The sequence below is a fragment of the Asaia bogorensis genome (assembly GCF_900465345.1).
GTDB lineage: Bacteria > Pseudomonadota > Alphaproteobacteria > Acetobacterales > Acetobacteraceae > Asaia > Asaia bogorensis_A.
The window spans coordinates 1-20,211 of record NZ_UEGO01000003.1; the positions used below are offsets into that span (position 1 = coordinate 1).

Sequence of the window (20,211 nt, forward strand, 5' to 3'; positions counted from 1 at the left end):
GCGCTTCAGCGACCCTGTAGACAATGTTTGGGTCCTCCACCTGGGTTATCGCATCCCATCTTCAGGACGGTTAGAGCCACGGCGCCATCACGCCGCTCTGGACTCTGTGTTTGCTATGGCAGGGAGCACCTTTATTTTGCGGTGGAGACCGCCTGGTTTTTGCTTGCAGTATTTTTCAACGACAGTGCAAACTGCCGATGGAGACGTGTTGCCAAATCGACCGGATGCTTCCCGATATAGGACGTTGTCCGAAGGCTCGATCCGTCCGACGCAGGGCCGCACGCTGGCGGTCATGCAGGTCTCAGGCGGATCGCAAAGCTTCAATTCCGTCAATGCCCTGCGGGTTCTGGGCCGATGGATGCGGATGTTCACCATCCCCAACCAGTCCAGCGTGCCAATGGCCTATACGCAGTTCGGTGACGATGACCGCATGAAGCCGTCCCCCCTCTATGACCGGATGGTAGATGTCATGGAGGAACTGATGAAGTTCACATGGCTGCTGCGCGACCGGGCCGACTACCTCGTGGACCGCTATAGCGAACGGAAGACGGAATTCCGTCTCCCGGAAAGCCTGTGAGCCGGGCAATGGGCGAGCAGTTCGATGTCGTGATCGTGGGGGGCGGTCAGGCGGCCCTCGCCGCGTCGTATTTTCTACGACGGACCGGACTGCGTTACGTCATTCTCGATAACGGGACCCAGGCAGGTGGTGCATGGGTGCATGGCTGGGACTCCCTGCATCTGTTCTCGCCCGCGTCCTACAGTTCTCTCCCCGGCTGGCCGATGCCCGACACGCCGGATGGCAGCTACCCCACCCGCGACGAGGTGCTTGACTATCTGCACCGCTACGAAGCGCGCTATGCGCCGCCGATCCACCGCCCCGTAATGGTCGGACGTGTGGAACGCACTGACCAGAAATTCCTGAATGTCAGCACCAGCGTGGGTGATTTCCTAAGCCGCGCGGTCATCGGCGCCACCGGCACATGGTCTGCGCCCTTCATCCCCGATTATCCGGGCCAAGGGTTGTTTGCGGGAGCGCAAATCCACTCCTCCCATTACCACAACGCGGTACCCTTTGCCGGTCGCCGTGTGCTCGTGCTGGGCGGGGGCAACTCCGGTGCGCAGATTATGGCGGAACTGTCGCTTGTCGCCCAGGCAACATGGGTCACGCTGCATGATCCCGTCTTCCTGCCCGATGACGTGGACGGACGAGTCCTGTTCGAGCGGGCGACCGCTCGCGTTCTCGGCGGCCCGTCGGCCATGCCCACTGGCGGCTTTGGCGATATCGTCATGGTACCACCCGTGCGCGCCGCCAGGGAGCGAGGCGCGCTCCACGCGGTGCGCCCGTTTGTGCGGATGACGGCTACGGGCGTCGTCTGGCCCGATGGCCAGGAAGAGGCCATTGACGCGATCATCTGGTGTACCGGCTTCCGACCCGCGCTTGGTGCATTTGCGCCGCTCGACGTGATCGAGCCGGACGGGCTGATCCGCGTTGACGGCCAGCAGGCCATCAGGGAGCCACGTCTCTGGCTGCTGGGTTATGGCTCCTGGTGCGGCCCCGCATGCGCCACCCTGCTGGGGGCGGGCCGTGTCGCGAGATCCATGGTCCGGCAACTGGCGGCCTGGCTTGCGTCGCCAACACAGGATGTCCGTTTGTAGAAAACTTGAAGGTCTTCATTCTATGATCAGGATGAGGGCGGAAGACGGCATGGAGATAATGCCCTATTATATGCCGACACGTCTGCCATGTTTACCCACGCGACAGCCGCCATCCCTTCACGAGAGCATAGAGCGCCGGAATAACCAGCAGGGTCAGCACGGTCGACGAGACCATGCCGCCCACCATGGGGGCCGCGATCCGGCGCATGACCTCGGACCCGGTGCCGGCGCTCCACAGGATGGGCACAAGGCCCGCCATGATCGCCGTGACCGTCATCATTTTCGGCCGCACGCGCTCCACCGCGCCGTGCATGATCGCAGCCCTCAAGTCCGCGCGCGTCAGTGCGCGCCCTTCGGCCTGGGCCCTGCCGCTGACGTCTGCCAAGGCATTGTCGAGATAGATCAGCATGATCACGCCCGTCTCGGACGCGACACCCGCGAGGGCGATGAACCCCACCACGACAGCGACACTGACATTGTAGCCCAACCACCAGGTCAGCCAGATCCCACCGACCAGCGCAAACGGCACCGACAGCAGCACGATCAGCGTCTCCGTGATCCGTCCGAAATTGAGATAGAGCAGCACGAAGATCAGAACCAGCGTTGCCGGCACGACCAGCTTCAGCCGCGCCATGGCGTGCTGCATATATTCAAACTGGCCGCTCCACGCGACGCGGTATCCCTGCGGGAGCGTAACCCGCTCGCGCACGGCGCGGGCCGCGTCGTTGACGTAGCCGCCGATATCGCGTCCGTTCAGGTCCACATAGACATAGGCGACAAGCTGGGCATCCTCGGTGCGGATCGAGGGCGGTCCCCCGGTGAGACGGATCACCGCCACCTGCCCCAGCGGGATCATCGCCCCGCCCGGCGTCGGCAGCAGCACCTGTTCGGCGATCGCCTGCGGGTCATCGCGCAGGTCACGCGGGTAGCGGACGCTCACGCCGTAACGCTCGCGCCCTTCCACGGTCGTCGTGACCGTCTGGCCGCCGAGCGCCGTGGCCACCACCTGCATCACATCGTCGACCGACAGGCCATAGCGCGCGATCGCGTTCCGGTCGGGTATAATCTCCAGATAGTGGCCACCCTCCAGGCGCTCGGCAAACGCACTGGTGGTTCCGGGAATGGTGCGCACGACCTGCTCGACCTGTTCCGCAATTCTGGCGAGCTGTCCCAGATCCGGCCCGAACACCTTCACCCCCACCGGGGTACGAATCCCCGTGGCGAGCATGTCGATGCGGGCGCGGATCGGCTGCGTCCACGCGTTGCTCACCCCCGGCAGGTCAAGCGCCCGGTTCATGTCGGCCTTCAGTTGGTCCGGGGTCATGCCGGCCGGCCATTCGCTTTGCGGCTTGAGAGTGATCACCGTCTCGAACATTTCCGTGGGCGCCGGATCGGTGGCCGTCGCCGCGCGCCCGGCCTTGCCGAACACCGACTGGACCTCGGGAAAGCTCTTGATGATGCGGTCCTGACCCTGCAGCAGCTCGACCGCCTTGGTGACCGAGAGACCTGGCGGCGTGACCGGCATGTAGAGCCATGTCCCCTCGTTCAGATCGGGCATGAACTCGCTGCCCAGATGGGCCGCCGGATAGATCGTACCGGCGCCAATCCCGATCGCAAGGAGGACGAGCAGGACCGGTCCCCGCAGCACGACGCGGATTACGGGACGATAGAGCGCGATCAGCACGCGATTGATCGGATTACGCGCTTCGGGAAGGATGCGGCCGCGCACGAAGGCCAGCATCAGGACCGGCACCAGCGTCACCGCGAGCAGCGCGCCGCCCGCCATGGAAAAGGTCTTTGTGTATGCGAGCGGCTTGAACAATCGTCCTTCCTGCCCCTCCAGGGCGAACACCGGCAGGAAGGACACGGTGATGATCAGCAGGCTGAAGAACAGCGACGGCCCGACCTCGTTCGCCGCCGCCAGCAGCGCCGGGCCACGCGCTTCACCGGGCGCCAGCCGCTCCACGTGCTTGTGCGCATTTTCGATCATCACGATCGCCGCATCCACCATCGCCCCGAGCGCGATGGCGATGCCGCCCAGACTCATGATGTTCGACCCGACACCGATCATGTGCATGGCCAGGAAAGCGAACAGGACGCCGACAGGCAGGGTCACGATCGCGACCAGCGCACTGCGGACGTGCAGCAGGAAGACGACGCAGACGAAGGAGACGATGAGACTCTCCTCGATCAGCGTGTGCCGGAGCGTGGCGATGGCACGCAGGATCAGGGCCGAGCGATCATAGACCGGCACAATGGAAACGCCCGGCGGCAGGCTAGGCAGCAGCTCGGCGATCCGCTGCCTGACGCTCCGGATCGTCGTCAAGGCATCCGCTCCGTCGCGCTTGACGACGATGCCGCCGACCGCCTCTCCCACACCGTCCAGTTCCGCGATGCCGCGCCGCTCGTCGGGGCCGAGTTCGACGCGCGCGACGTCTCCCACCGTGACTGGCGTTCCGACGGCGTCGACCTTCAGCACGATCCGCTCCAGATCGCGGACATCGCGCACATAGCCCCGACCGCGCACCATATATTCCGTTTCGGTCAGCTCGATGGTGCGACCGCCGACATCCTGATTGCCCTGCCGCACCGCATCGCCCACGCGCGACAGCGGGATACCGTAGGCCTGGAGCTTCCGGGGATCGACGACGATCTGATATTGCCGTTCGAACCCGCCAATGGCGGCCACCTCGGCGACGCCGGACGCCTTGGTCAATTGAAAGCGGATCACCCAATCCTGCAGGCTGCGCAATTCCGCCAGCGTGCGCTGTTTACCCTGGACGACATATTCGTAGACCCAGCCGACACCGGTTGCATCCGGCCCCAGCGACGGCGTGACACCCGCGGGCAGGCGCTTCTGCGCGAAATTGAGATATTCCAGCACGCGCGAACGCGCCCAGTAGAGATCGGTACCGTCGTCGAAGACGACGTAGACGAACGACGTGCCGAACGTCGAAAAACCGCGCACCACTTTCGAATGCGGCACCGCCAGCAACGCCGTGGTCAAGGGATAGGTGACCTGATCCTCGACGACCTGCGGCGCCTGGCCGGGATAGTCGGTATAGACGATCACCTGCGTGTCCGAGAGATCGGGAATGGCATCGAGCGGCGTGTTCATCACCGCCCAGACACCAGCCCCCACGAGGAACAACGTTCCCAGTATCACCAGCAGCGGGTTACGCGCCGACACCGCAATGATTCTGGCAATCATCGACCGGCACTCCCTGCCCGGGCAGGCTTGCTGTCCGGCACGGTAAAGGCCTGTAGGGCGGCGCGCAGATTACTTTCGGAATCGATCAGAAAGTTGGCGCCGACCACCACGCTTTCCCCCGCCTTCAGGCCATCCAGGATCTGAGCCTCGTCATTGCCACGCGCGCCGACGCGCACCGAACGGGGTGCAAAACGGCCCTCCCCCGTTTCGACCAGCACAACCTGACGGGTGCCGCTGTCGATAACCGACGAGGACGGCACGACCAGCACCGGCCCCGCCATGGACGCAGGGACATCGATCGCGATATCGGCATACATGCCTGCCCGCAGCACACTATCCGCATTCGGCAACACGATCCGGATACGTCCGGTTCGCGTCTCGGTGGAGACGCTCGGATAGAGGAAATCGACGGTTCCGTCGAAGCGACGACCGGGAAAGGCGACAAGGCTGGCGTGCGCCTGCTGACCGACCCGCACCGCGCCCAGATCCTGCTCCTGCACTTCGGCAATCAGCCAGATCGGTGCGGTCGCCGCCGTCCGGTACAGCGGTTGATCCGGCCCGACGCGCGCGCCCTCCACCGCCATCTTTTCGGTCACGACCCCGTCCGCCGGCGCAACGACCGGGATGTGCCGCACGGCATGCCGGGTGCGTCGCAGCCGCGCGATTTCGGTCTCAGGCGCCCCAAGAGAGCGCAGGCGCTCCAGCGCGGCCGTTGCCATAGCCGGGTCCAAACTGGTGGCAATCAGATATTCCTGCTCGGATGCAACCAGATCCGGCGCGTAGATTTCGGCCATGACCTGGCCACGCCAGACAGGATCGCCTGTGGCAGCGATATCGAGATGCTCGACCCAGCCGCCGACCCTGCTTGTCACCAAGGCGATGCGCCGTTCATCGAACTGGGCAATGCCGGTGGCATGCACGCTGCGGTTCAGCACCGGCTGCACTGCGGCAACGGAAGTCCGCACGCCGAGGATCTGCAAACGACCGGGCGGCACAAAAACCGTTCCCGCATCCCGGATCTCGTTCTCATAGACAGGGAGGTACGCCATCCCCATGGCATCTTTCTTCGGCACCGGCGAAGTGTCGGGCAGCCCCATGGGATTGCGATAAAATAGCACCCGGCCACGATCCGCCGACCGGGCCGAGGGACCGGAGGATCGCGAGGACGCGGCACCAGACCCCTGTGACCCGTCAGCATAGACCGGAACATAATCCCGACCCTCCGACGTCTTCTTCGGATTGGCGGAATAGGCGGGCTTGCCGTCCGGATCCTGGTAATAGAGTGGCGTTCGGTCAGTCGCCGTCGCCGGTCCTGGCGTAGCGGTCGAAAGCGGGAGCAACGCCAGGACCAGGGACAGAAGACGCACCTTCACAGATCACCCCCGATCAGGCGCTCGATGGTGGCCAGTTCCGTCTGTTCGTCGGTCTCGGTCCGGAGAAGCTCCAGCTCGGTGTCGTGCATCTGATGTTCCGCCGCGATCGCTGCCGCGAGATCGCCATGCCCCTGGCTGTAGCTGGCCAGCGTCGTCCGCGAGAGCGCGTCCGCCTGCGGCATACGCTGGCGACGGAGGAGGCTCTCCACATCGCGCGCCGCCTTGAGGCGGGCCAAGGCTTCGGCCAAGGCTGCCTGGATGGTCGCCATCGTTCCGTCGCGACGGCGCTCGGCGGCATCAAGGCGCGCGGTCTGCGCGTCTTCGTCGGCGCGCTTGGCACCGAACTGCACGGGGATGCTCAGCGAGACCATGGCGCTGAACCCCGTCGGGGCATTGGTCTGCACGACCGGGCCGCCGCCGACCGTCACATCGGGATACCAGGCCCGCTCGGCCAGCCGTCTCCGGCTTTCCGCCTCGTCGATTGCCGCGCTGTTCGCATGGACGGCGCCATTCCCGCTGCGCGCCCGGTCGAGCAAGCTCTCCACGCGCGGCAGAACCGCTGGGATCGGACGTAGCCGCATGGGCTCGGCCAATGGGGCGCCCGGGGGGCGGGCCAGCAGCGCATTCAGTTGGGCGGCGGCGGACTCTCGCTCGGCCTCCAGCCGGCTCGCCTCGATGACGGTGTTCGTCTCCTCCTCCTGGGCCTGGATCACGCCCGATTGGGCACCGTCGCCCTGGCCGTAGCGCACCATGGTCGCCTGCCGCATCTTGCGGGCGAGCGTCTGGATCTGCCGGTTGACCACCAGCGCGCGGGTAAAAGCGTAATAGCGCGCGAAGGCAATTTTGATCTGCGCGTCGAGTTCGTCCTGGGCGGCCCGCTCCCGGCCGCGCGCCGCGTCCACCTCGGACAGCGCCGCACGATGACGCAGATCCCGCTTTCCCCAGAGCGGGAAAGTTTGCGAGATCGTGATGAAGTTCATGCTGAACAGGCCGCCGGAGTGATAATTCTGGTAATTCTCCGTCAGCACCGGATCGTCCAGCGCACCGGCCGCTTCCGCCTGGGCCGCAGCGGCGGTCGTATCGAGTCCGGCGGCCCGCACCGCGGGGTTCAGGCGCTCGCCGAGCGCGAGCAGGCTCTCTACGGTGGCACCCGGCGGCCCTTCAGCCGCACGAGCAGCCCCGGATGAAACGATAAGAGCAGCCGCAGCCAGGAGCAGGCGCCCCGCCGCGTCACGGTTCCGCCGGGTTGCCATGCTATTTCTCCAGCGTGACAACAACGGAACCGCGCACCGTCTCGGTTTCACCCTGCACCTTGGCCGCGAGCGTGATCGCCCACGGGCCGGGAGCACCGGCATCGAGGTCGATACGATAGAGCCCATCGCCTGACGCCGGCTCGATGGTCGTGGGCGAGGTCATCGTCGCCATGCCCATGGGGCTCATGTCGGCCTTGCTCTCGAAGATGACGGCGTCCATGACCGGCTTGCCGTCGGGCACATGCACAAGCCGCACGATCATGACAGCCTTGTCACCGCTCAGATGTGCCTGCTTGCCGGCAGCCTCGAAACGATAATCCGTCGCTGCCGCGAATGTCGGTGACACAAAGGCACCGGTCACGACGACGCAGGAGGCGAGCGCCAACGCACCCGCGATCAGATATGTACGCATGATAATGGAATCCTTCCCGCCCCGGAAATCCGGGGATAGAGCGCTGATCGACGTCCGGTTGCGGTCAGGACGCGCGAATACGCGCGCTCCTGAACGCAGGACGTGCGGAAACCAACGCCGTCACGGCGCCGGTGGGATCAGGCGGTTCTGGGAGGGAAGGAAAGCGGCTCGGGCGAGCGGCCGACAGGAACACGTTCGGCAAGGCTATAGGCGATCATGCTGTAGCGGACCGGGCTTCCGATCGCCGCGGCCTGCGTTGGGCGATCAGGCACGCCGAGGCACTGCATGGTTTTCAGGCACTCCGGCGTCATGCCCTTGAACGGTGCGGTCGTTCCGGCGGGATGCATCGAGACCGACCCATCACAGCATGGCATGGCCGCATCCAGGCTCGTGGCCTGCTCGGCATTCTGCGGCGGCATAGCCTGCACGGTGGCCGCGCCCATAAAGGCAAGACCAACGATAACGAATACCAGACGTCGGAGAAAGCACCACCGCATACCGGCCATCATCTCGCAAACAGGCAAAGGGGGCAATCTCTTATGCACGGAGCGGAAGTCATGCCGCGCTCTTGGGCCGGTCGTTTGGGCTGGGACATCCCTCGCCACGCGAGGCCGGGCAACTCACTTGAATGTCCGATCTGCGGAAGGGACTCGGCCGATCCGCGTCCTCCATCCCTCCGCGCACCACAGATACTTGACCAGTGCCGCGATCGCGAGCACGAGCACGATCAGCGTGAGCAGGCCGAACAGGCCCATGCCCCATCCCATGCCCTGCATGCAGTTTGTCATCATGACGGCCTCCCATGAGGCAATGATGCGGCCCGCCATGGCGATCCGCACGAACCATGACGACGTTGGCATTGTCCCGACTGTTTTCAATGCCAAGAAGGGCATTCCCGGATGCGTTCCCCGCACGTCGCGAAGAACGACGTCATCGCCCGCACGCATCTGGCGGAGATCGACGGCAAGATGCGTGACTTGCAGGCCCTGCGTCGGGAACTGGTCGCGATGATCGGGCAATGCCACCATGGCACCGTCGCCGACTGCCGTATCATTGAGGCGTTGGCACCGCGTCAGTGAGCGTGGCCGTGCCGATGATGCAGGTCGGGATAATGCGGATGCCGATGGACCATCGGCATGTGCCGGTGCCGATGCGTGTGCGGTTCGCCCGTCGGATCGCCAGGCCCGTGCGCATGCTGATGGTGTTCGTCATGGCGATGCCGGTGCTCATGTTCCATGGCCTCGTGCGCATGCTCGTGATCGTGGCGCTCCGACAGGTGGAGCCACAACCCGAAACCCATCAGGCCGCCGGCGATCAGCAACCTCAGCGACAAGGGATCGTGGAGCACCACAACCGCCAGCAGCGCGCCGACGAACGGCGCAAGCGAGAAATAGGCCCCCGTGCGCGCGGCACCGAGATGGCGCAGGGCCAGCACGAACAGGACAAGGCTCACCCCGTAACCCATGAACCCCACGGCTCCAGCGGCGCCGAGTCCCCCGACAGTCGGCAGGACACCGCCCCTCCCGAACGCCAGCAGAAGATTGACCGTCCCTGCGACCAGCCCCTTGAGCATTGCGATCTGCATCGGATCGGCCGCAGAAAGTTTGCCGGTCAAGTTGTTGTCGATCCCCCAGCACAGGCAGGCCGCTGCGATGAACAGGGCGCCCTGGTCAAGCATCGCATGCCCCTGCCATGATAATAACGCGGCGCCCGAGAGAATGGCGAAGGCGCCCAGCAGAAGCCGCCGGTCCACGTTCTCGCGGAATACGATCCAGGCAATCCCCATCGTCGCCAGCCCTTCGAGATTGAGCAACAGCGACGCGCTGGCCGCGTCGGTGCGCGCCAGCCCCAGCATCAACAGCAATGGGCCGGCAATCCCACCCGCCAGGATCACCAACGCCAACCAGGGCAAGTCCCCACGCCGCAACGGCGCTTCCGCAACGGGGCGTCCACGCATCCAGCGCAACAGATGCACCGCCGCCAGACCGATCCCGGAACCGAGATAGAGCAGCCCGGCCATCATCCACGGATCGACGGAGCCAAGGAGAAGCTTGGCGAACGGTGTGCTGGCTCCAAACAGGATCGCGGACAATAATGCGAAAAGGATGCCAATGCGGTTCATGGCCCGATCCTACCGCACGGTGGCTCAATCGAGAATGGGCCCCGCTGCAAGCGATGAGCAGACTACCGCCCGCGCTCTACGCTTCGATTTTGATGATAACGTGCCGGTTTTCCAAATGGATACACGATGCATGGACCGCACCGTCAAACGGCGATCGTCACATTACTGGCCAGGACGACACCATTACTTCATCGCCGCTGCCGCCCCAGGTCTATGTCGAACCGTCTCCGCAGCATGCCAGTCGCCCATGTTCCTGAACCGGCGGGCAAGGAACGTCGCCATAGGAGCAGAAGACGCAGCAATCCCCCGGCTTCGGTTTCAAGACGACGCCACAATGCGGGCAATCGTAAAAGAACTGGCAGGCATCGGTCGGCATGGTTTCCAGTGATTGCTGGCCACATGCGGGACAGGTCAGAAGCGAGGCAGGCCGAATCATCTTACAGACAGGCTCCTGAGCAGGACGGGTTCCAGGCGTGGCCACACCAATGCCGCCAGCACGATGAGCGCGGTGGCAAAGGATAGCATCTGGATAACCCCGATGCGTCGCCGGATAGACCCACTTTCCACACCCGCACAACAGACCCTGGCCTGCCGCCGATTGAGCGCCCAGGCGCTGACCAGCGCCGCGACCGCCAGCGCAATCAATGGCACGCGCCATGGCGCAAGTCTCGACAGAACACTGAAAACCCCCGCACCGGCGCCCAGAGAAGCGAAGGCGAGCGGAATGAGGCAGCAGGACGACGCGATCAGCGCACCCACACCGGCGGCCATACCGCCCGCGACACACAGGACTCCACCTCTTTCCATGCCCATGCGGCTACGTGATGTTCGTTGAGGCAGGTCCGCCGTCTCATCCATGATCGTCACTTTCCCATTGCGTCGCGCTTCATGCTACACCCCGTAGTGGCTACGGACTCAAGAGCAGGAGTGACGCATGGTCGCCATCACGATCGGCAAGCTGGCATCGGAAACCGGCGTTCATCTGGAGACGGTGCGCTACTATGAGCGCATCGGCCTCATTCCCGCGCCGCGAAGGGCGCGTAATGGCTATCGCCATTATCGGGCCGAGGATGTCAGGCGCCTGTCATTCGTCCGACGCGCGCGGGATCTTGGTTTCGACATCGAGGAAATCAGAACCCTGCTCGCCTTGGCAGAACCCGGCCTACCCTCCTGCGACGAGGTCAGAACACTCGCCATAGCTCATCTGGGCGACATCCAGAGCAAGATCTCCGACCTGCAACGGCTCGCATCGCTCCTGACAACAAGCATCGAACAATGCCGTGAGTCGGAGGCCCTGACTTGCCCGGTGCTCGATATGCTGGGTGCCTCTGCGATCGGAAGCACGCCCAACCCGTGACGTATCGTTCCGGGAGGCGGTTAAGGTCTTGGCGTGGGTCCAATAATGGCGTCCGATCCGCGGCAGGCTACCCGCGCAAGAACCCAATCGCCACCGGCTCGATCCGTGGCCAGAGCCATGCAAGACACCCCATGATCGTGGCGAACCCCATGATGCCGAGCGTCTGCCAGCCAGGCCTGTGTCCTGTCTGGTACGCCTGATAACCCACCCAGAACCAACCGACAGCAACCGCCAGGATCGCGACCGGCGTCAGCCAGCGATAGGCGTTGGCGAACCAGGCGAGAATACCGCCTACTGACCCGAGGATCGCGGCCGGCAGCGCGAGCGGCACGACGCAGCACACGCCGCAGGCCAGCGCCGCACTGGACGCCGTCATGGCAACCGCGCTGGCCGCCTTGTTTCCCGATGCGCTCGCCTCGCTCATGCGCCGCACTCCGCCGCGCACCCGCAGGTCTTTTTCATCGGCGCGGTTGCTGGCTGACTGCGCGACGCAAACTGCTCAAGCAGCGTTTCCGCAGCCTCACGCGCATACTCCGGGGCAGTAATCGTCAGAGTCAGCGCATCCATACGTTCAGCGATGTCAAACGCGAGGAACGCGCAACAGGTTCGTTCGCCTTCGACCATACGCGCGATATCGTCCCGTGCGGCAGGATCATAATCCAGCACGAGATGAAGACCATCTCGGTGCGCTGACCGAAGCGCCCTGGCGTTGAGACTGGCGATCCACTCCAGCCGCCTCGCCAGATCGCTGTTCTCCAGTGTGCAGGCAAGTGGGGCAGGCTCGTTTGGCTTCGTCACGATACTACTTCGATGCCGTTCCGCCCGTTCGCGTGACGGTCTGGCGCTTGTTTACGAGTTCAAGTAACTTGAGGTTCAAGATATTTTTTACGCGAGTTTCCCCCCATGCCCGGATACAAGATCGGCGAGTTGGCCGAGCGCACCCGTACCAATGCCCCCACGATCCGCTATTATGAAGAGATCGGCCTGCTTCCACGTCCGGAACGACAGGAAGGCAATCAGCGGCGTTATGCTGAAGACGATGTTCGACGGCTTACCTTCATTCGGCGCTGCCGGGCGTTTGGCTTTTCGATCGATCAGGTTCGGGCATTGGTCGAATTGGTACAGGACCGTACGCGATCCTGTGCGGAAGCCCGCGACCTCGCGCATACTCACCTGATGGACGTCCGGGCGAAGTTGCGCGAATTGAAGGCGCTCGAGAAAAGCATCGCCGGGTTCGTCGCGACCTGCGACGCACAATGCGCCGGCGGTCCCGGCTCCGAGTGCGTGATTCTTGACGAACTTGCCACCATCGAGCCGGCGGGGAACCGCGCATGCTGCGAAAGTGCGGTCTGATCTTCGCCTATAATCCATCTTCGGATGGGAGAAACCTGATAGAACGAAAGAGATAAAAACGATGAATTCCACACCACCGAACGACATGGCCGGCACCCTGCGACGGGTCATCTCTCTCGTGGGACTTCTGAATCTTGCCTATTTTGGCATCGAATTCACGGTAGCGCTTGCCATCGGCTCGGTCTCCCTGTTCGCGGATAGCGTCGATTTCCTGGAAGACGCCTCCGTCAATTTCCTGATCGTAGCGGCACTCGGCTGGACGGCGCGCAGCCGGGCGCGGGTCGGAATGGCCCTTGCCGCTATCCTGCTGGTTCCGGCGCTCGCGACGCTCTGGACCGCATGGCAAAAATTCAATCTTCCGACACCGCCCCAGCCGCTCGTCCTGTCGGTGACAGGATTGGGGGCGCTTGTGGTAAATTTCTCCTGTGCGCTCATGCTGACCCGCTATCGCTATCATGCAGGCAGTCTGACGCGCGCTGCCTTCCTGTCGGCGCGCAACGACGTGCTGGCCAATATCGCGATCATCGTCGCAGGCCTGGTCACGGCCTTTCTGTGGCACGCCGCATGGCCGGACCTACTTGTCGGGCTCGGTATCGCCGCGATGAACGCCGACGCCGCCCGCGAAGTCTGGCAGGCCGCGCGCAATGAGCACCGCGCGGCAGCATAGCCCCCTCAATTTACGTCCGGGGCGCGAACAGGATCAGGCTGGCCCCGCCGAGGCACACTAGGGCACCAACAATCTCCCACCGGTCCGGGGTGCGCCCCTCGACCAGTCGCATCCACATGAGCGAGGCGGTGATGTAGACGCCGCCATAGGCTGCATAGGCCCGCCCCGCCGTATCCGTATCGATACGGGTCAGCAGAAAGGCGAACAGGACCAGCGACACCATGCCCGGAACGAGAACCAGCGGCGAACGCCCCAGCCGGAGCCAGCTCCAGAAGGCGAAGCATCCGCCGATCTCTGCAAAACCCGCGACGACATAGATGATGAAAGGTAGCACAAACCCCACTGTTACATACTTTCCAGTCAGGATCGTGAAGCAGCCACTCCACGATCACCATATCCCGCCATTTGAATGGCCCCGGGTTTTCGGAGACGTTTTCTATCCGGTTTAAGCGGCCAATGCATGCGATTTCTGTTGTGCATGGAAACGTGCCTCAGCCACTTCTGGCGGGATGTTTCCAATGGATGACAGAAGGCAACGATTATTGATCCAATTGACCCATTTAGAGGTGGCCAGTTCGATGCCGCCACGGGGCAGACACCACAAGGTTTGGCAAACGCGGCTTTGGAGTGGATACGCTGCGGATTACGGAGCGGCTCCGCGCCCGGCGGTTCAGGCCGAGCGAAAGTCCTGCTGCGGCTAAATCAGTTCTTCGCGATTTTTGACGTGTGCGTGTCGGTCCAGAATGATGACGTCGCCATGCTTCGCCTTCTCCTCGGGCTCGATGTGAATGTTGATCACAGCCTGCCCGAGCTGTGTCCTGAGTGCGTGCTCGATGTGGTCGCAGATCTCATGCGCCCTGCCGACGGTCATCCCCGTCGGGACCACGAGATGAAATTCAATGAATGTCGTGTTGCCCGCGACACGCGCCCGCACGTCGTGGGCTTCGATCGCCCCTGATGCATTCCCTGCGATCGTCCGGTCCAGGCGTGAAATCAATTCGGGATCGGAGACTTCATCCATCAGCCCGGCGACGGCTTCCCGCACGACACCATAACCTGCCCAAAGGATATTGACTGCGACCAGGCCGCCGATGGCCGGGTCAAGCCGGAGCCAACCAGTCACCGGGATCAGCGCAAAAGCGATCAGGACCGCAATGGTCGTCCAGACGTCCGTCAGGATGTGCCGGCCGCCCGCGACGAGCGCGGGCGACTTCCACTGCTTGCCATTGCGGATCAGTAGCAGCGCCCAGAACAGGTTTATAACCCCGGCGCTGCCATTCAGGGCCAAGCCCAGAAGCGGCGTGTCCGGTGCTTTCGGGTGCTGCCAGCCGATCCAGGCTTCCTGGAAGATCAGAATTGCCGTTGCGAGCACGAGGCCACCCTCGATGATCGCGCTCAGATATTCCGCTTTCTGGTGGCCATAGGGATGGTTTGCGTCTGCGGGTTGTGCGCTGACCCACAGGGCGATAAGCGCGCCGACGGCGGCCGCTACATTGACGATTGTTTCCAGCGCATCCGAGTAAAGCGCGATGCTGCCCGTCATCCAGTAGGCGGCAAGCTTCAGGGCCAGAACGACCAGACTGACGGCAAGTGTGCCCCATGCGGTCTTTATGGTGCGGTTCATGGGGACTACTCCTGCATGCTGCGACCCGTTTGCGATACTCGATGATTTGTTTACGACGCTTTGCACCCTGCCTCCGTGCCGAGATGTTCTGACGTGCATAAAGAATGATCGCTCAGGACCTGAATGATCCGACAGGTCCCGATTGTGTTGCATGAACACTGATCCAACATGCGTTGCAATTCGCCCTGGAGAGCCGTCAGGCGGGCAATACGGTTCCTGACCTCGATCAATTGGCGTTTTGCTATCTCATATGCGGCCATACAGTTTTGATTGGGATCGTCAGCAAGATCTAGTAATTTACGGATTTCATCTAGTGAAAATCCAAGTTCCCGCGCATGGCGAATAAAACTCAGGCGCTCTTTTGCTTCCTCTCCATAGACACGCTGCCCTCCTTCACTTCGGTCGGGCTCCTCAAGGATGCCGATCTGCTCGTAATAGCGGATGGTCGGCACCTTGACGCCAGTTGACCCGGATAATTTTCCGATACTGAACATAAAAGCCCCCTTGAACCTCTAGCGACTAGAGGAAGTAGATAACGGATTCGCTGCTGGGTGAACAGGAGAATCCGGATGCCGGACAGGCGCGAGTGGGATGTCACGGGCATGGACTGTGCTGCTTGTGTCAGCAAGGTGAAGGGCGCGCTTGGTCAAATCGCAGGCGTCCAGAATGTAGAGATTTCCCTGGTGTCTCAGAAACTGCGACTGACCATGGATGAGAATGCGATTTCCGTGACCAAAGTCGAAGAGATGGTCAGGAGCCTGGGATATGGTATCCGGCGCCTCAATCCTGCCACTGTAGCTGACATTGTATTTGCTCAGGATGCGACGAATGACGCCGGCGCGCCTGATACGCCCTGGTATAAAACCGGAAAGGGACGACTTGTTGTCACGACCGGTATTTTGTTGGTGCTGGCCTGGGGTATCAGCCTGATCGCACCAAACGAGATGAAACCCTGGCCATTTGTCGGGGCCTGCCTGGTAGGGCTTTTTCCGGTTGCCCGCCGCGCCTTAGCCTCGCTCCGGGTTGCTCAGCCGTTTTCCATCGAAGCCCTGATGATGATCGCGGCGATCGGTGCGCTATTTATCGGCGCGGCCCAGGAGGCTGCACTCGTCGTCTTCCTCTTCGCGGTCGGGGAACTCCTTGAGGGCGTTGCCGTCAGTCATGCCCGTGATGGTATCCGCGCGCTCGGAGCGTTGGTACCGAAAATCGCCTTGCGCGAAGACACTGCCGGTATCCGGGAGGTTCCTGCTGTCGAACTCCGACTAGGCGATGTGGTCCTGGTCCGGCCGGGAGACCGCATTCCGGCGGATGGAGAGATTATTTCCGGCGTAAGTGGCATTGATGAAAGTCCGGTCACTGGTGAGAGCGTGCCAGTGTCGCGTGGGCCGACGGATGCCGTCTTCGCCGGCTCGGTCAACACGGAAGCTGCGTTGCGGGTTCGCGTGACCCGCACTGCGGCGGACAACACCATCTCCCGCATCATCCATCTTGTAGAGCAGGCCGAGGAGGCACGCGCACCGACTCAACGGTTCATCGACCGCTTCAGCCGTTGGTACATGCCGACGATCGTCGTGCTTTCGGCGGTCGTCGTATGCCTTCCCCCACTGGCGTTTGCTCAGGCTTGGTCGGTCTGGGTTTATCGCGGGTTGTCCCTTCTGCTGATTGGTTGCCCCTGCGCGCTCGTCATATCGGTTCCCGCAGCCATAGCGTCCGCGCTGGCCCTGGGGGCACATAACGGGCTGCTCATCAAGGGAGGAGCGGTCATCGAGGCCACTGCGCGGGTGAAGACAGTCGCACTCGACAAGACTGGAACCCTCACACTGGGACGGCCTGACGTCACCGACATCATCGTGCTGGACAGCTTGCCCGAAACTCAGGTTCTTGCTGTCGCCGCCGCCGTTGAAGGCGCGTCCAGCCATCCATTGGCCCAGGCTATCCTGCGCCGAGCCCAGAGTAACGGGCCGGGTATCGACATTCCCGTTGCACAGGAGAGCAGGGCAATTCCCGGAAGAGGGGTGACAGGCCGCATTGACGGAATGGATTTCACGATCTCCAGCCCCCTTCAGGCGGTACGCGACGGCGCGTTGTCAGCTACTGACACCGCACGTGCCACCGAACTTGAGGCGGAAGGAAAAACCGTTGCCGTCTTGTATGGTGACAAGGCACTCGCGTTGATTGCCCTCCGTGACGAGCCGCGCGCGGACGCGGCAGAAGCCATGCGCCAGTTACGCAACCTCGGTATTACGCCGGTCATCCTGACGGGCGACAATAGCCGGACAGCCGCCGCGATCGCCTCAATGCTGGGGGCGCATTACAAGGCCGAACTGCTGCCGGAGCAGAAGTTGGCCGAAATACGGGCTCTGGCCGCGCAGGGCGGTGTTATGATGGTCGGAGATGGCATCAACGACGCGCCTGCACTCAAACAGGCAACTGTCGGGGTCGCAATCGGCTCGGGGACCGATGTTGCCCTGGAGGCAGCCGACGCCGCCATCCTGCGGAACAGAGTCTCCGATATTCCAGCGCTGATCCGCCTCGCCCGTTCGACCATGCGAAATGTTCGTCAAAATGTCTCGATCGCTCTTGGGCTGAAAGGAGTGTTCCTGATTGCCACCATCGCGGGGCTGACAGGGCTCTGGATCGCCATTGCGGCCGATACCGGGGCAACCGTTCTCGTCACCCTCAACGCGCTGAGGCTGCTGCGCTCCCGCAGCCTCGATGCAACATCGTAAAATATTATGAGAATTTTCAGTCGAATGTCCGTGTGTTGTGTTCGGTGTCGGTGGAAATCTGTGGCGGCGAGCCTCGCAATGGCTTTGGTGTCGGGTGGCGTGGCCACAGCCGACGATACGACAGCGATTCCCGCCACCTTGCATGATGTCATCGCAGCAGCATGGACGAATGATCCTGCCCAGAATGATCTCGCGACTCAGGAAGCTGGGGCAAAGAAACGCCAGCGTGCCGCGAAATCCTGGTTCGCAGGTGGGCCATCGGTCGATGCTCAATATTATGACGACAGACCCAGCGGCCGTAACTATGCGTACCGCACGACACAGGTGGGTCTCTCCGTTCCTCTCTGGCTGCCAGGACAAGGAACGGCAACTGAGCATGTGGCTGAAGCCGATGCACAGGCCGCTGTAGTACAGAAGGATGTCGCCCATATGGCGGTGGCCATTCGTGCCACGGATGCCATCGGGGCTGTCCTGCTCGCCGAGCGACGGCGATCTGCCATGGATTCCACACTGGCTGCGTTGCGACGCATGGCCAGGGCCGTGCGGGCATCGAGCCATGCAGGAGAAAGCACATCGGCGGAACAGCAGGCGGTGGATGCGCGGATCGCTCTTTCGGAAAGCGATCGCAATGCCATCGACGAGGAAGTCGAGGCCAGCCAGGCCAATCTGGATATTCTGACCGGCCATCCGACGAAAGCCGGTCTGTCGGAAATCGACACGCACTGGCCGCTATTCCTGCGAGCGACCGCGCGGCCATGGAGCGAGGCGAACGACCCGCGCGTGCGTGCGGCTCACCAGAGCGTCACGGTCGCCACGGAACAGGATCATCTTGCCGCTCACAGTTATATGCCCAATCCGGAAATCGGCGTCGGCGTGATCAATCAGGGCCAGTACGGTTCGCCATGGGACACGCAGGTTGGGGTCAGTCTCAGGATGCCGATCCCAAGTGACGTCACATCGGTTCCCGTGAGAACGGCCGCTCAGAGTGCGCTTTCCACCGCCATCCGGCAGGAGATCGCCACCCAGAGGACCGTCAGGGCCGAGATGGCGCGCGTCCAGGCACATCTGAAAAACACATCGGCCTCGATCGTCAGTACGGCTCAGGCCGCGCACGAGATGCTTGCGCGCGCGGACGCCATGGAGCGGTCGTGGCGATCCGGTGAAACATCACTCATAGAGGCGCTTCGTGCCCGCATGGATGCCTATAACGCCCTGCTGACCTTCAGCCAGGCCGAAATCGATCATCGCATTGCGATCGTCAGAACTGTTATCGCCTTGGGGTACATACCATGAGATCGACCTGTATCCTCGTTGTCGCAGCCCTATTCGTGGCTTTACCTCACCTGGCTTTGGCGGAAGAAACAGAGGGGTGGCAGCAGACCGTGACCATGGATGCAGAAGCCCGGCAGGCCGAGGGTCTTGAAACCGTCAAGGTTAAAAAAGGCTCCGTAAGACCCCGAATTCAGGCGATGGCGAGTGTAACGGAGAACATCGCGCGTTCCGTGTCCATACGGCCGGCAGGCGATGGCAAAGTCCGCGCGGTCTACGTCCTGCCCGGCCAGCAAGTCACCGTCGGCCAGACGCTCGTCTCCTATATTGATCACTCATTGCATGTCGTCGATCTCCAGCTTGCCCAGGCGAAAGCTAGTCTGGCCAGCGCCCAGGCCAACCTCGCTGATACTGCACTGGCGTACCGTCGTGGTAAGTCATTGGCCGGGGCCACAGTCTCCGCGGGCGAAGTGTCGCGTCGCCTTGCCGTGATGCACGAGGCGCAGAACGCTGTCCACTTTCAGGACGCTGCGGTCAAAACCCTGACCCATCGTCTTGAGGAAGAATTCACCTCGCCAACGGAACGGATCGTGGACTTCGAAAATTCGGTCCTGATCGCGCCGGTTGATGGCATGGTCGAACAGGTCGGTACGGCTGTCGATAATGATATTTCGCCCACAGACGTCGTAATCAGGATTACGAGTCTGGAAACCGTATGGGTCGTGGCTAACGTCCGCCCCGAAGATGCATCAGACATTTCAATTGGCACTGAGATGACGTTCATGCCCGTGGGAGCCGATCCCGCGCAAGCCGCGATGGCAAAGGTTCAGACCATTGAAGGTACTGCCGATCCCGAAACTGGGCTGGTGAAGGTTGTCGCGACATTTTCGGATCCGCGTCGGAGATTCCGGCCCGGCACCCAGCTCAATGCCTGGCTTCCTGCGCAGGAGCAGGCCAGCGGTCTGATCGTGCCGTCCGCCGCCCCGCAGAATGTCGACGGGCATATGGTGGTGTACCGGCAGACCGGCGCCGATACGTTTCAACCTGTTCCCGTTCGTGTGCTCCTCGAAGGGCCAGAGCAGAGCGTGGTGTCCGGAGATCTCAAGCCTGATGACACTATCGTCGCAAAGGGGAGCTTTACGCTCAAGGCGATGGCGCTTCTGTCCGGTCTCGATGGAGACTGAA

The 20,211-nt window shown here is 62.7% G+C and carries 22 protein-coding genes and 1 pseudogene; 9 read left to right on the forward strand and 14 right to left on the reverse strand.

Annotation, left to right across the window (positions count from 1 at the left end):
* Positions 1 to 244: 244 nt before the first annotated feature.
* Together ED655_RS01620 and ED655_RS01625 are read left to right on the forward strand one after the other, a co-directional pair.
* Positions 245 to 577, forward strand: a pseudogene (locus ED655_RS01620) (NADPH-dependent FMN reductase family protein); the annotation flags it as partial.
* Between the two features lie 8 nt (positions 578 to 585).
* Positions 586 to 1,656 carry an ArsO family NAD(P)H-dependent flavin-containing monooxygenase gene (locus tag ED655_RS01625; RefSeq protein ID WP_018308117.1) on the forward strand — a complete coding sequence of 357 codons (1,071 nt, stop codon included), beginning with the start codon at positions 586 to 588 and terminating at the stop codon, positions 1,654 to 1,656.
* Between the two features lie 91 nt (positions 1,657 to 1,747).
* Here ED655_RS01625 and ED655_RS01630 read toward each other — a convergent pair whose 3' ends face one another.
* From ED655_RS01630 to ED655_RS01655, 6 genes are all read right to left on the reverse strand, one after another.
* The gene (locus ED655_RS01630; protein ID WP_018308116.1) at positions 1,748 to 4,867 is read right to left on the reverse strand and encodes an efflux RND transporter permease subunit; all 3,120 of its coding nucleotides are present in this window, start codon (positions 4,865 to 4,867) and stop codon (positions 1,748 to 1,750) included.
* On the reverse strand, positions 4,864 to 6,234 hold the full coding sequence (locus tag ED655_RS01635) for an efflux RND transporter periplasmic adaptor subunit (RefSeq protein WP_231367964.1): 1,371 nt from the start codon (positions 6,232 to 6,234) through the stop codon (positions 4,864 to 4,866). The genes ED655_RS01630 and ED655_RS01635 overlap by 4 nt, the downstream gene beginning before the upstream one ends.
* A 2-nt stretch (positions 6,235 to 6,236) precedes the next feature.
* A complete protein-coding gene (locus ED655_RS01640) occupies positions 6,237 to 7,493 on the reverse strand; it encodes a TolC family protein (protein WP_010667678.1) in 1,257 nt (418 codons plus the stop codon).
* Position 7,494: 1 nt separating this feature from the next.
* The gene (locus tag ED655_RS01645; RefSeq protein ID WP_010667677.1) at positions 7,495 to 7,905 is read right to left on the reverse strand and encodes a FixH family protein; all 411 of its coding nucleotides are present in this window, start codon (positions 7,903 to 7,905) and stop codon (positions 7,495 to 7,497) included.
* A gap of 137 nt (positions 7,906 to 8,042) precedes the next feature.
* On the reverse strand, positions 8,043 to 8,450 hold the full coding sequence (locus tag ED655_RS01650) for a hypothetical protein (protein ID WP_156473849.1): 408 nt from the start codon (positions 8,448 to 8,450) through the stop codon (positions 8,043 to 8,045).
* Between the two features lie 75 nt (positions 8,451 to 8,525).
* Positions 8,526 to 8,732 (reverse strand): SHOCT domain-containing protein, encoded by a 207-nt coding sequence (locus ED655_RS01655; RefSeq protein WP_235075533.1) that lies wholly within the window; start codon positions 8,730 to 8,732, stop codon positions 8,526 to 8,528.
* A gap of 72 nt (positions 8,733 to 8,804) precedes the next feature.
* On the opposite strand from ED655_RS01655, the gene ED655_RS01660 reads away from it, so the two are divergent.
* Positions 8,805 to 8,984: a MerR family DNA-binding protein gene (locus ED655_RS01660; protein ID WP_010667674.1), complete on the forward strand. Its 180-nt coding sequence runs from the start codon at positions 8,805 to 8,807 to the stop codon at positions 8,982 to 8,984.
* On the opposite strand, the gene ED655_RS01665 is transcribed toward ED655_RS01660, so the two are convergent.
* The 3 genes from ED655_RS01665 to ED655_RS01675 all read right to left on the reverse strand — a co-directional run bounded on the left by ED655_RS01665 (position 8,978) and on the right by ED655_RS01675 (position 10,885).
* Positions 8,978 to 10,027 carry a DMT family transporter gene (locus ED655_RS01665; RefSeq protein ID WP_010667673.1) on the reverse strand — a complete coding sequence of 350 codons (1,050 nt, stop codon included), beginning with the start codon at positions 10,025 to 10,027 and terminating at the stop codon, positions 8,978 to 8,980. The genes ED655_RS01660 and ED655_RS01665 overlap by 7 nt on opposite strands.
* Before the next feature lie 211 nt (positions 10,028 to 10,238).
* Positions 10,239 to 10,463 (reverse strand): GDCCVxC domain-containing (seleno)protein, encoded by a 225-nt coding sequence (locus ED655_RS15950; RefSeq protein ID WP_035979039.1) that lies wholly within the window; start codon positions 10,461 to 10,463, stop codon positions 10,239 to 10,241.
* Complete coding sequence (locus ED655_RS01675) at positions 10,460 to 10,885, reverse strand: hypothetical protein (RefSeq protein ID WP_231367962.1); 426 nt, start codon at positions 10,883 to 10,885, stop codon at positions 10,460 to 10,462. Before ED655_RS01675 ends, ED655_RS15950 begins: the two co-directional genes overlap by 4 nt.
* 76 nt (positions 10,886 to 10,961) lie before the next feature.
* Between ED655_RS01675 and ED655_RS01680 the strand changes: the two genes are divergently transcribed.
* On the forward strand, positions 10,962 to 11,384 hold the full coding sequence (locus tag ED655_RS01680) for a MerR family transcriptional regulator (RefSeq protein ID WP_018308113.1): 423 nt from the start codon (positions 10,962 to 10,964) through the stop codon (positions 11,382 to 11,384).
* 67 nt (positions 11,385 to 11,451) lie between these two features.
* Here the strand turns inward: ED655_RS01680 and ED655_RS01685 are convergent, their stop codons facing one another.
* Together ED655_RS01685 and ED655_RS01690 are read right to left on the reverse strand one after the other, a co-directional pair.
* On the reverse strand, positions 11,452 to 11,808 hold the full coding sequence (locus tag ED655_RS01685; RefSeq protein ID WP_023979792.1) for a hypothetical protein: 357 nt from the start codon (positions 11,806 to 11,808) through the stop codon (positions 11,452 to 11,454).
* Positions 11,805 to 12,182 carry a hypothetical protein gene (locus ED655_RS01690; protein ID WP_010667495.1) on the reverse strand — a complete coding sequence of 126 codons (378 nt, stop codon included), beginning with the start codon at positions 12,180 to 12,182 and terminating at the stop codon, positions 11,805 to 11,807. Before ED655_RS01690 ends, ED655_RS01685 begins: the two co-directional genes overlap by 4 nt.
* 105 nt (positions 12,183 to 12,287) lie before the next feature.
* Here ED655_RS01690 and ED655_RS01695 point away from each other — a divergent pair, with 105 nt between their 5' ends.
* Positions 12,288 to 12,737 (forward strand): MerR family transcriptional regulator, encoded by a 450-nt coding sequence (locus tag ED655_RS01695; RefSeq protein ID WP_010667496.1) that lies wholly within the window; start codon positions 12,288 to 12,290, stop codon positions 12,735 to 12,737.
* Between the two features lie 61 nt (positions 12,738 to 12,798).
* Positions 12,799 to 13,404: a cation efflux transmembrane domain-containing protein gene (locus ED655_RS01700; RefSeq protein ID WP_010667497.1), complete on the forward strand. Its 606-nt coding sequence runs from the start codon at positions 12,799 to 12,801 to the stop codon at positions 13,402 to 13,404.
* Between the two features lie 10 nt (positions 13,405 to 13,414).
* On the opposite strand, the gene ED655_RS01705 is transcribed toward ED655_RS01700, so the two are convergent.
* The 3 genes from ED655_RS01705 to ED655_RS01715 form a co-directional block, all read right to left on the reverse strand.
* Complete coding sequence (locus ED655_RS01705; RefSeq protein WP_023979793.1) at positions 13,415 to 13,738, reverse strand: YnfA family protein; 324 nt, start codon at positions 13,736 to 13,738, stop codon at positions 13,415 to 13,417.
* A 363-nt stretch (positions 13,739 to 14,101) separates the two neighbouring features.
* Complete coding sequence (locus tag ED655_RS01710) at positions 14,102 to 15,028, reverse strand: cation diffusion facilitator family transporter (RefSeq protein WP_018308112.1); 927 nt, start codon at positions 15,026 to 15,028, stop codon at positions 14,102 to 14,104.
* Positions 15,029 to 15,078: 50 nt separating this feature from the next.
* A complete protein-coding gene (locus ED655_RS01715) occupies positions 15,079 to 15,522 on the reverse strand; it encodes a MerR family transcriptional regulator (RefSeq protein ID WP_061508554.1) in 444 nt (147 codons plus the stop codon).
* A gap of 75 nt (positions 15,523 to 15,597) precedes the next feature.
* On the opposite strand from ED655_RS01715, the gene ED655_RS01720 reads away from it, so the two are divergent.
* From ED655_RS01720 to ED655_RS01730, 3 genes are all read left to right on the forward strand, one after another.
* Positions 15,598 to 17,757, forward strand: a complete 2,160-nt coding sequence (locus ED655_RS01720; RefSeq protein ID WP_010666083.1) for a heavy metal translocating P-type ATPase — start codon at positions 15,598 to 15,600, stop codon at positions 17,755 to 17,757.
* Between the two features lie 78 nt (positions 17,758 to 17,835).
* Positions 17,836 to 19,050, forward strand: a complete 1,215-nt coding sequence (locus ED655_RS01725; RefSeq protein ID WP_122048739.1) for a TolC family protein — start codon at positions 17,836 to 17,838, stop codon at positions 19,048 to 19,050.
* 95 nt (positions 19,051 to 19,145) lie between these two features.
* Positions 19,146 to 20,210: an efflux RND transporter periplasmic adaptor subunit gene (locus tag ED655_RS01730; protein ID WP_231867349.1), complete on the forward strand. Its 1,065-nt coding sequence runs from the start codon at positions 19,146 to 19,148 to the stop codon at positions 20,208 to 20,210.
* The last annotated feature ends 1 nt before the right edge of the window (position 20,211 follow it).

Excerpts from the sequence above, each read along its gene's own strand:
- ED655_RS01625 (WP_018308117.1), top strand. The coding sequence starts at position 586 with ATGGGCGAGCAGTTCGATGTCGTGATCGTGGGGGGCGGTCAGGCGGCC.
- ED655_RS01630 (WP_018308116.1), bottom strand. The coding sequence starts at position 4,867 with ATGATTGCCAGAATCATTGCGGTGTCGGCGCGTAACCCGCTGCTGGTG.
- ED655_RS01640 (WP_010667678.1), bottom strand. The coding sequence starts at position 7,493 with ATGGCAACCCGGCGGAACCGTGACGCGGCGGGGCGCCTGCTCCTGGCT.
- ED655_RS01645 (WP_010667677.1), bottom strand. The coding sequence starts at position 7,905 with ATGCGTACATATCTGATCGCGGGTGCGTTGGCGCTCGCCTCCTGCGTC.
- ED655_RS01655 (WP_235075533.1), bottom strand. The coding sequence starts at position 8,732 with ATGGCGGGCCGCATCATTGCCTCATGGGAGGCCGTCATGATGACAAAC.
- ED655_RS01660 (WP_010667674.1), top strand. The coding sequence starts at position 8,805 with ATGCGTTCCCCGCACGTCGCGAAGAACGACGTCATCGCCCGCACGCAT.
- ED655_RS01665 (WP_010667673.1), bottom strand. The coding sequence starts at position 10,027 with ATGAACCGCATTGGCATCCTTTTCGCATTATTGTCCGCGATCCTGTTT.
- ED655_RS15950 (WP_035979039.1), bottom strand. The coding sequence starts at position 10,463 with ATGATTCGGCCTGCCTCGCTTCTGACCTGTCCCGCATGTGGCCAGCAA.
- ED655_RS01675 (WP_231367962.1), bottom strand. The coding sequence starts at position 10,885 with ATGGATGAGACGGCGGACCTGCCTCAACGAACATCACGTAGCCGCATG.
- ED655_RS01680 (WP_018308113.1), top strand. The coding sequence starts at position 10,962 with ATGGTCGCCATCACGATCGGCAAGCTGGCATCGGAAACCGGCGTTCAT.
- ED655_RS01685 (WP_023979792.1), bottom strand. The coding sequence starts at position 11,808 with ATGAGCGAGGCGAGCGCATCGGGAAACAAGGCGGCCAGCGCGGTTGCC.
- ED655_RS01695 (WP_010667496.1), top strand. The coding sequence starts at position 12,288 with ATGCCCGGATACAAGATCGGCGAGTTGGCCGAGCGCACCCGTACCAAT.
- ED655_RS01700 (WP_010667497.1), top strand. The coding sequence starts at position 12,799 with ATGAATTCCACACCACCGAACGACATGGCCGGCACCCTGCGACGGGTC.
- ED655_RS01710 (WP_018308112.1), bottom strand. The coding sequence starts at position 15,028 with ATGAACCGCACCATAAAGACCGCATGGGGCACACTTGCCGTCAGTCTG.
- ED655_RS01715 (WP_061508554.1), bottom strand. The coding sequence starts at position 15,522 with ATGTTCAGTATCGGAAAATTATCCGGGTCAACTGGCGTCAAGGTGCCG.
- ED655_RS01720 (WP_010666083.1), top strand. The coding sequence starts at position 15,598 with ATGCCGGACAGGCGCGAGTGGGATGTCACGGGCATGGACTGTGCTGCT.
- ED655_RS01725 (WP_122048739.1), top strand. The coding sequence starts at position 17,836 with ATGGCTTTGGTGTCGGGTGGCGTGGCCACAGCCGACGATACGACAGCG.
- ED655_RS01730 (WP_231867349.1), top strand. The coding sequence starts at position 19,146 with ATGGATGCAGAAGCCCGGCAGGCCGAGGGTCTTGAAACCGTCAAGGTT.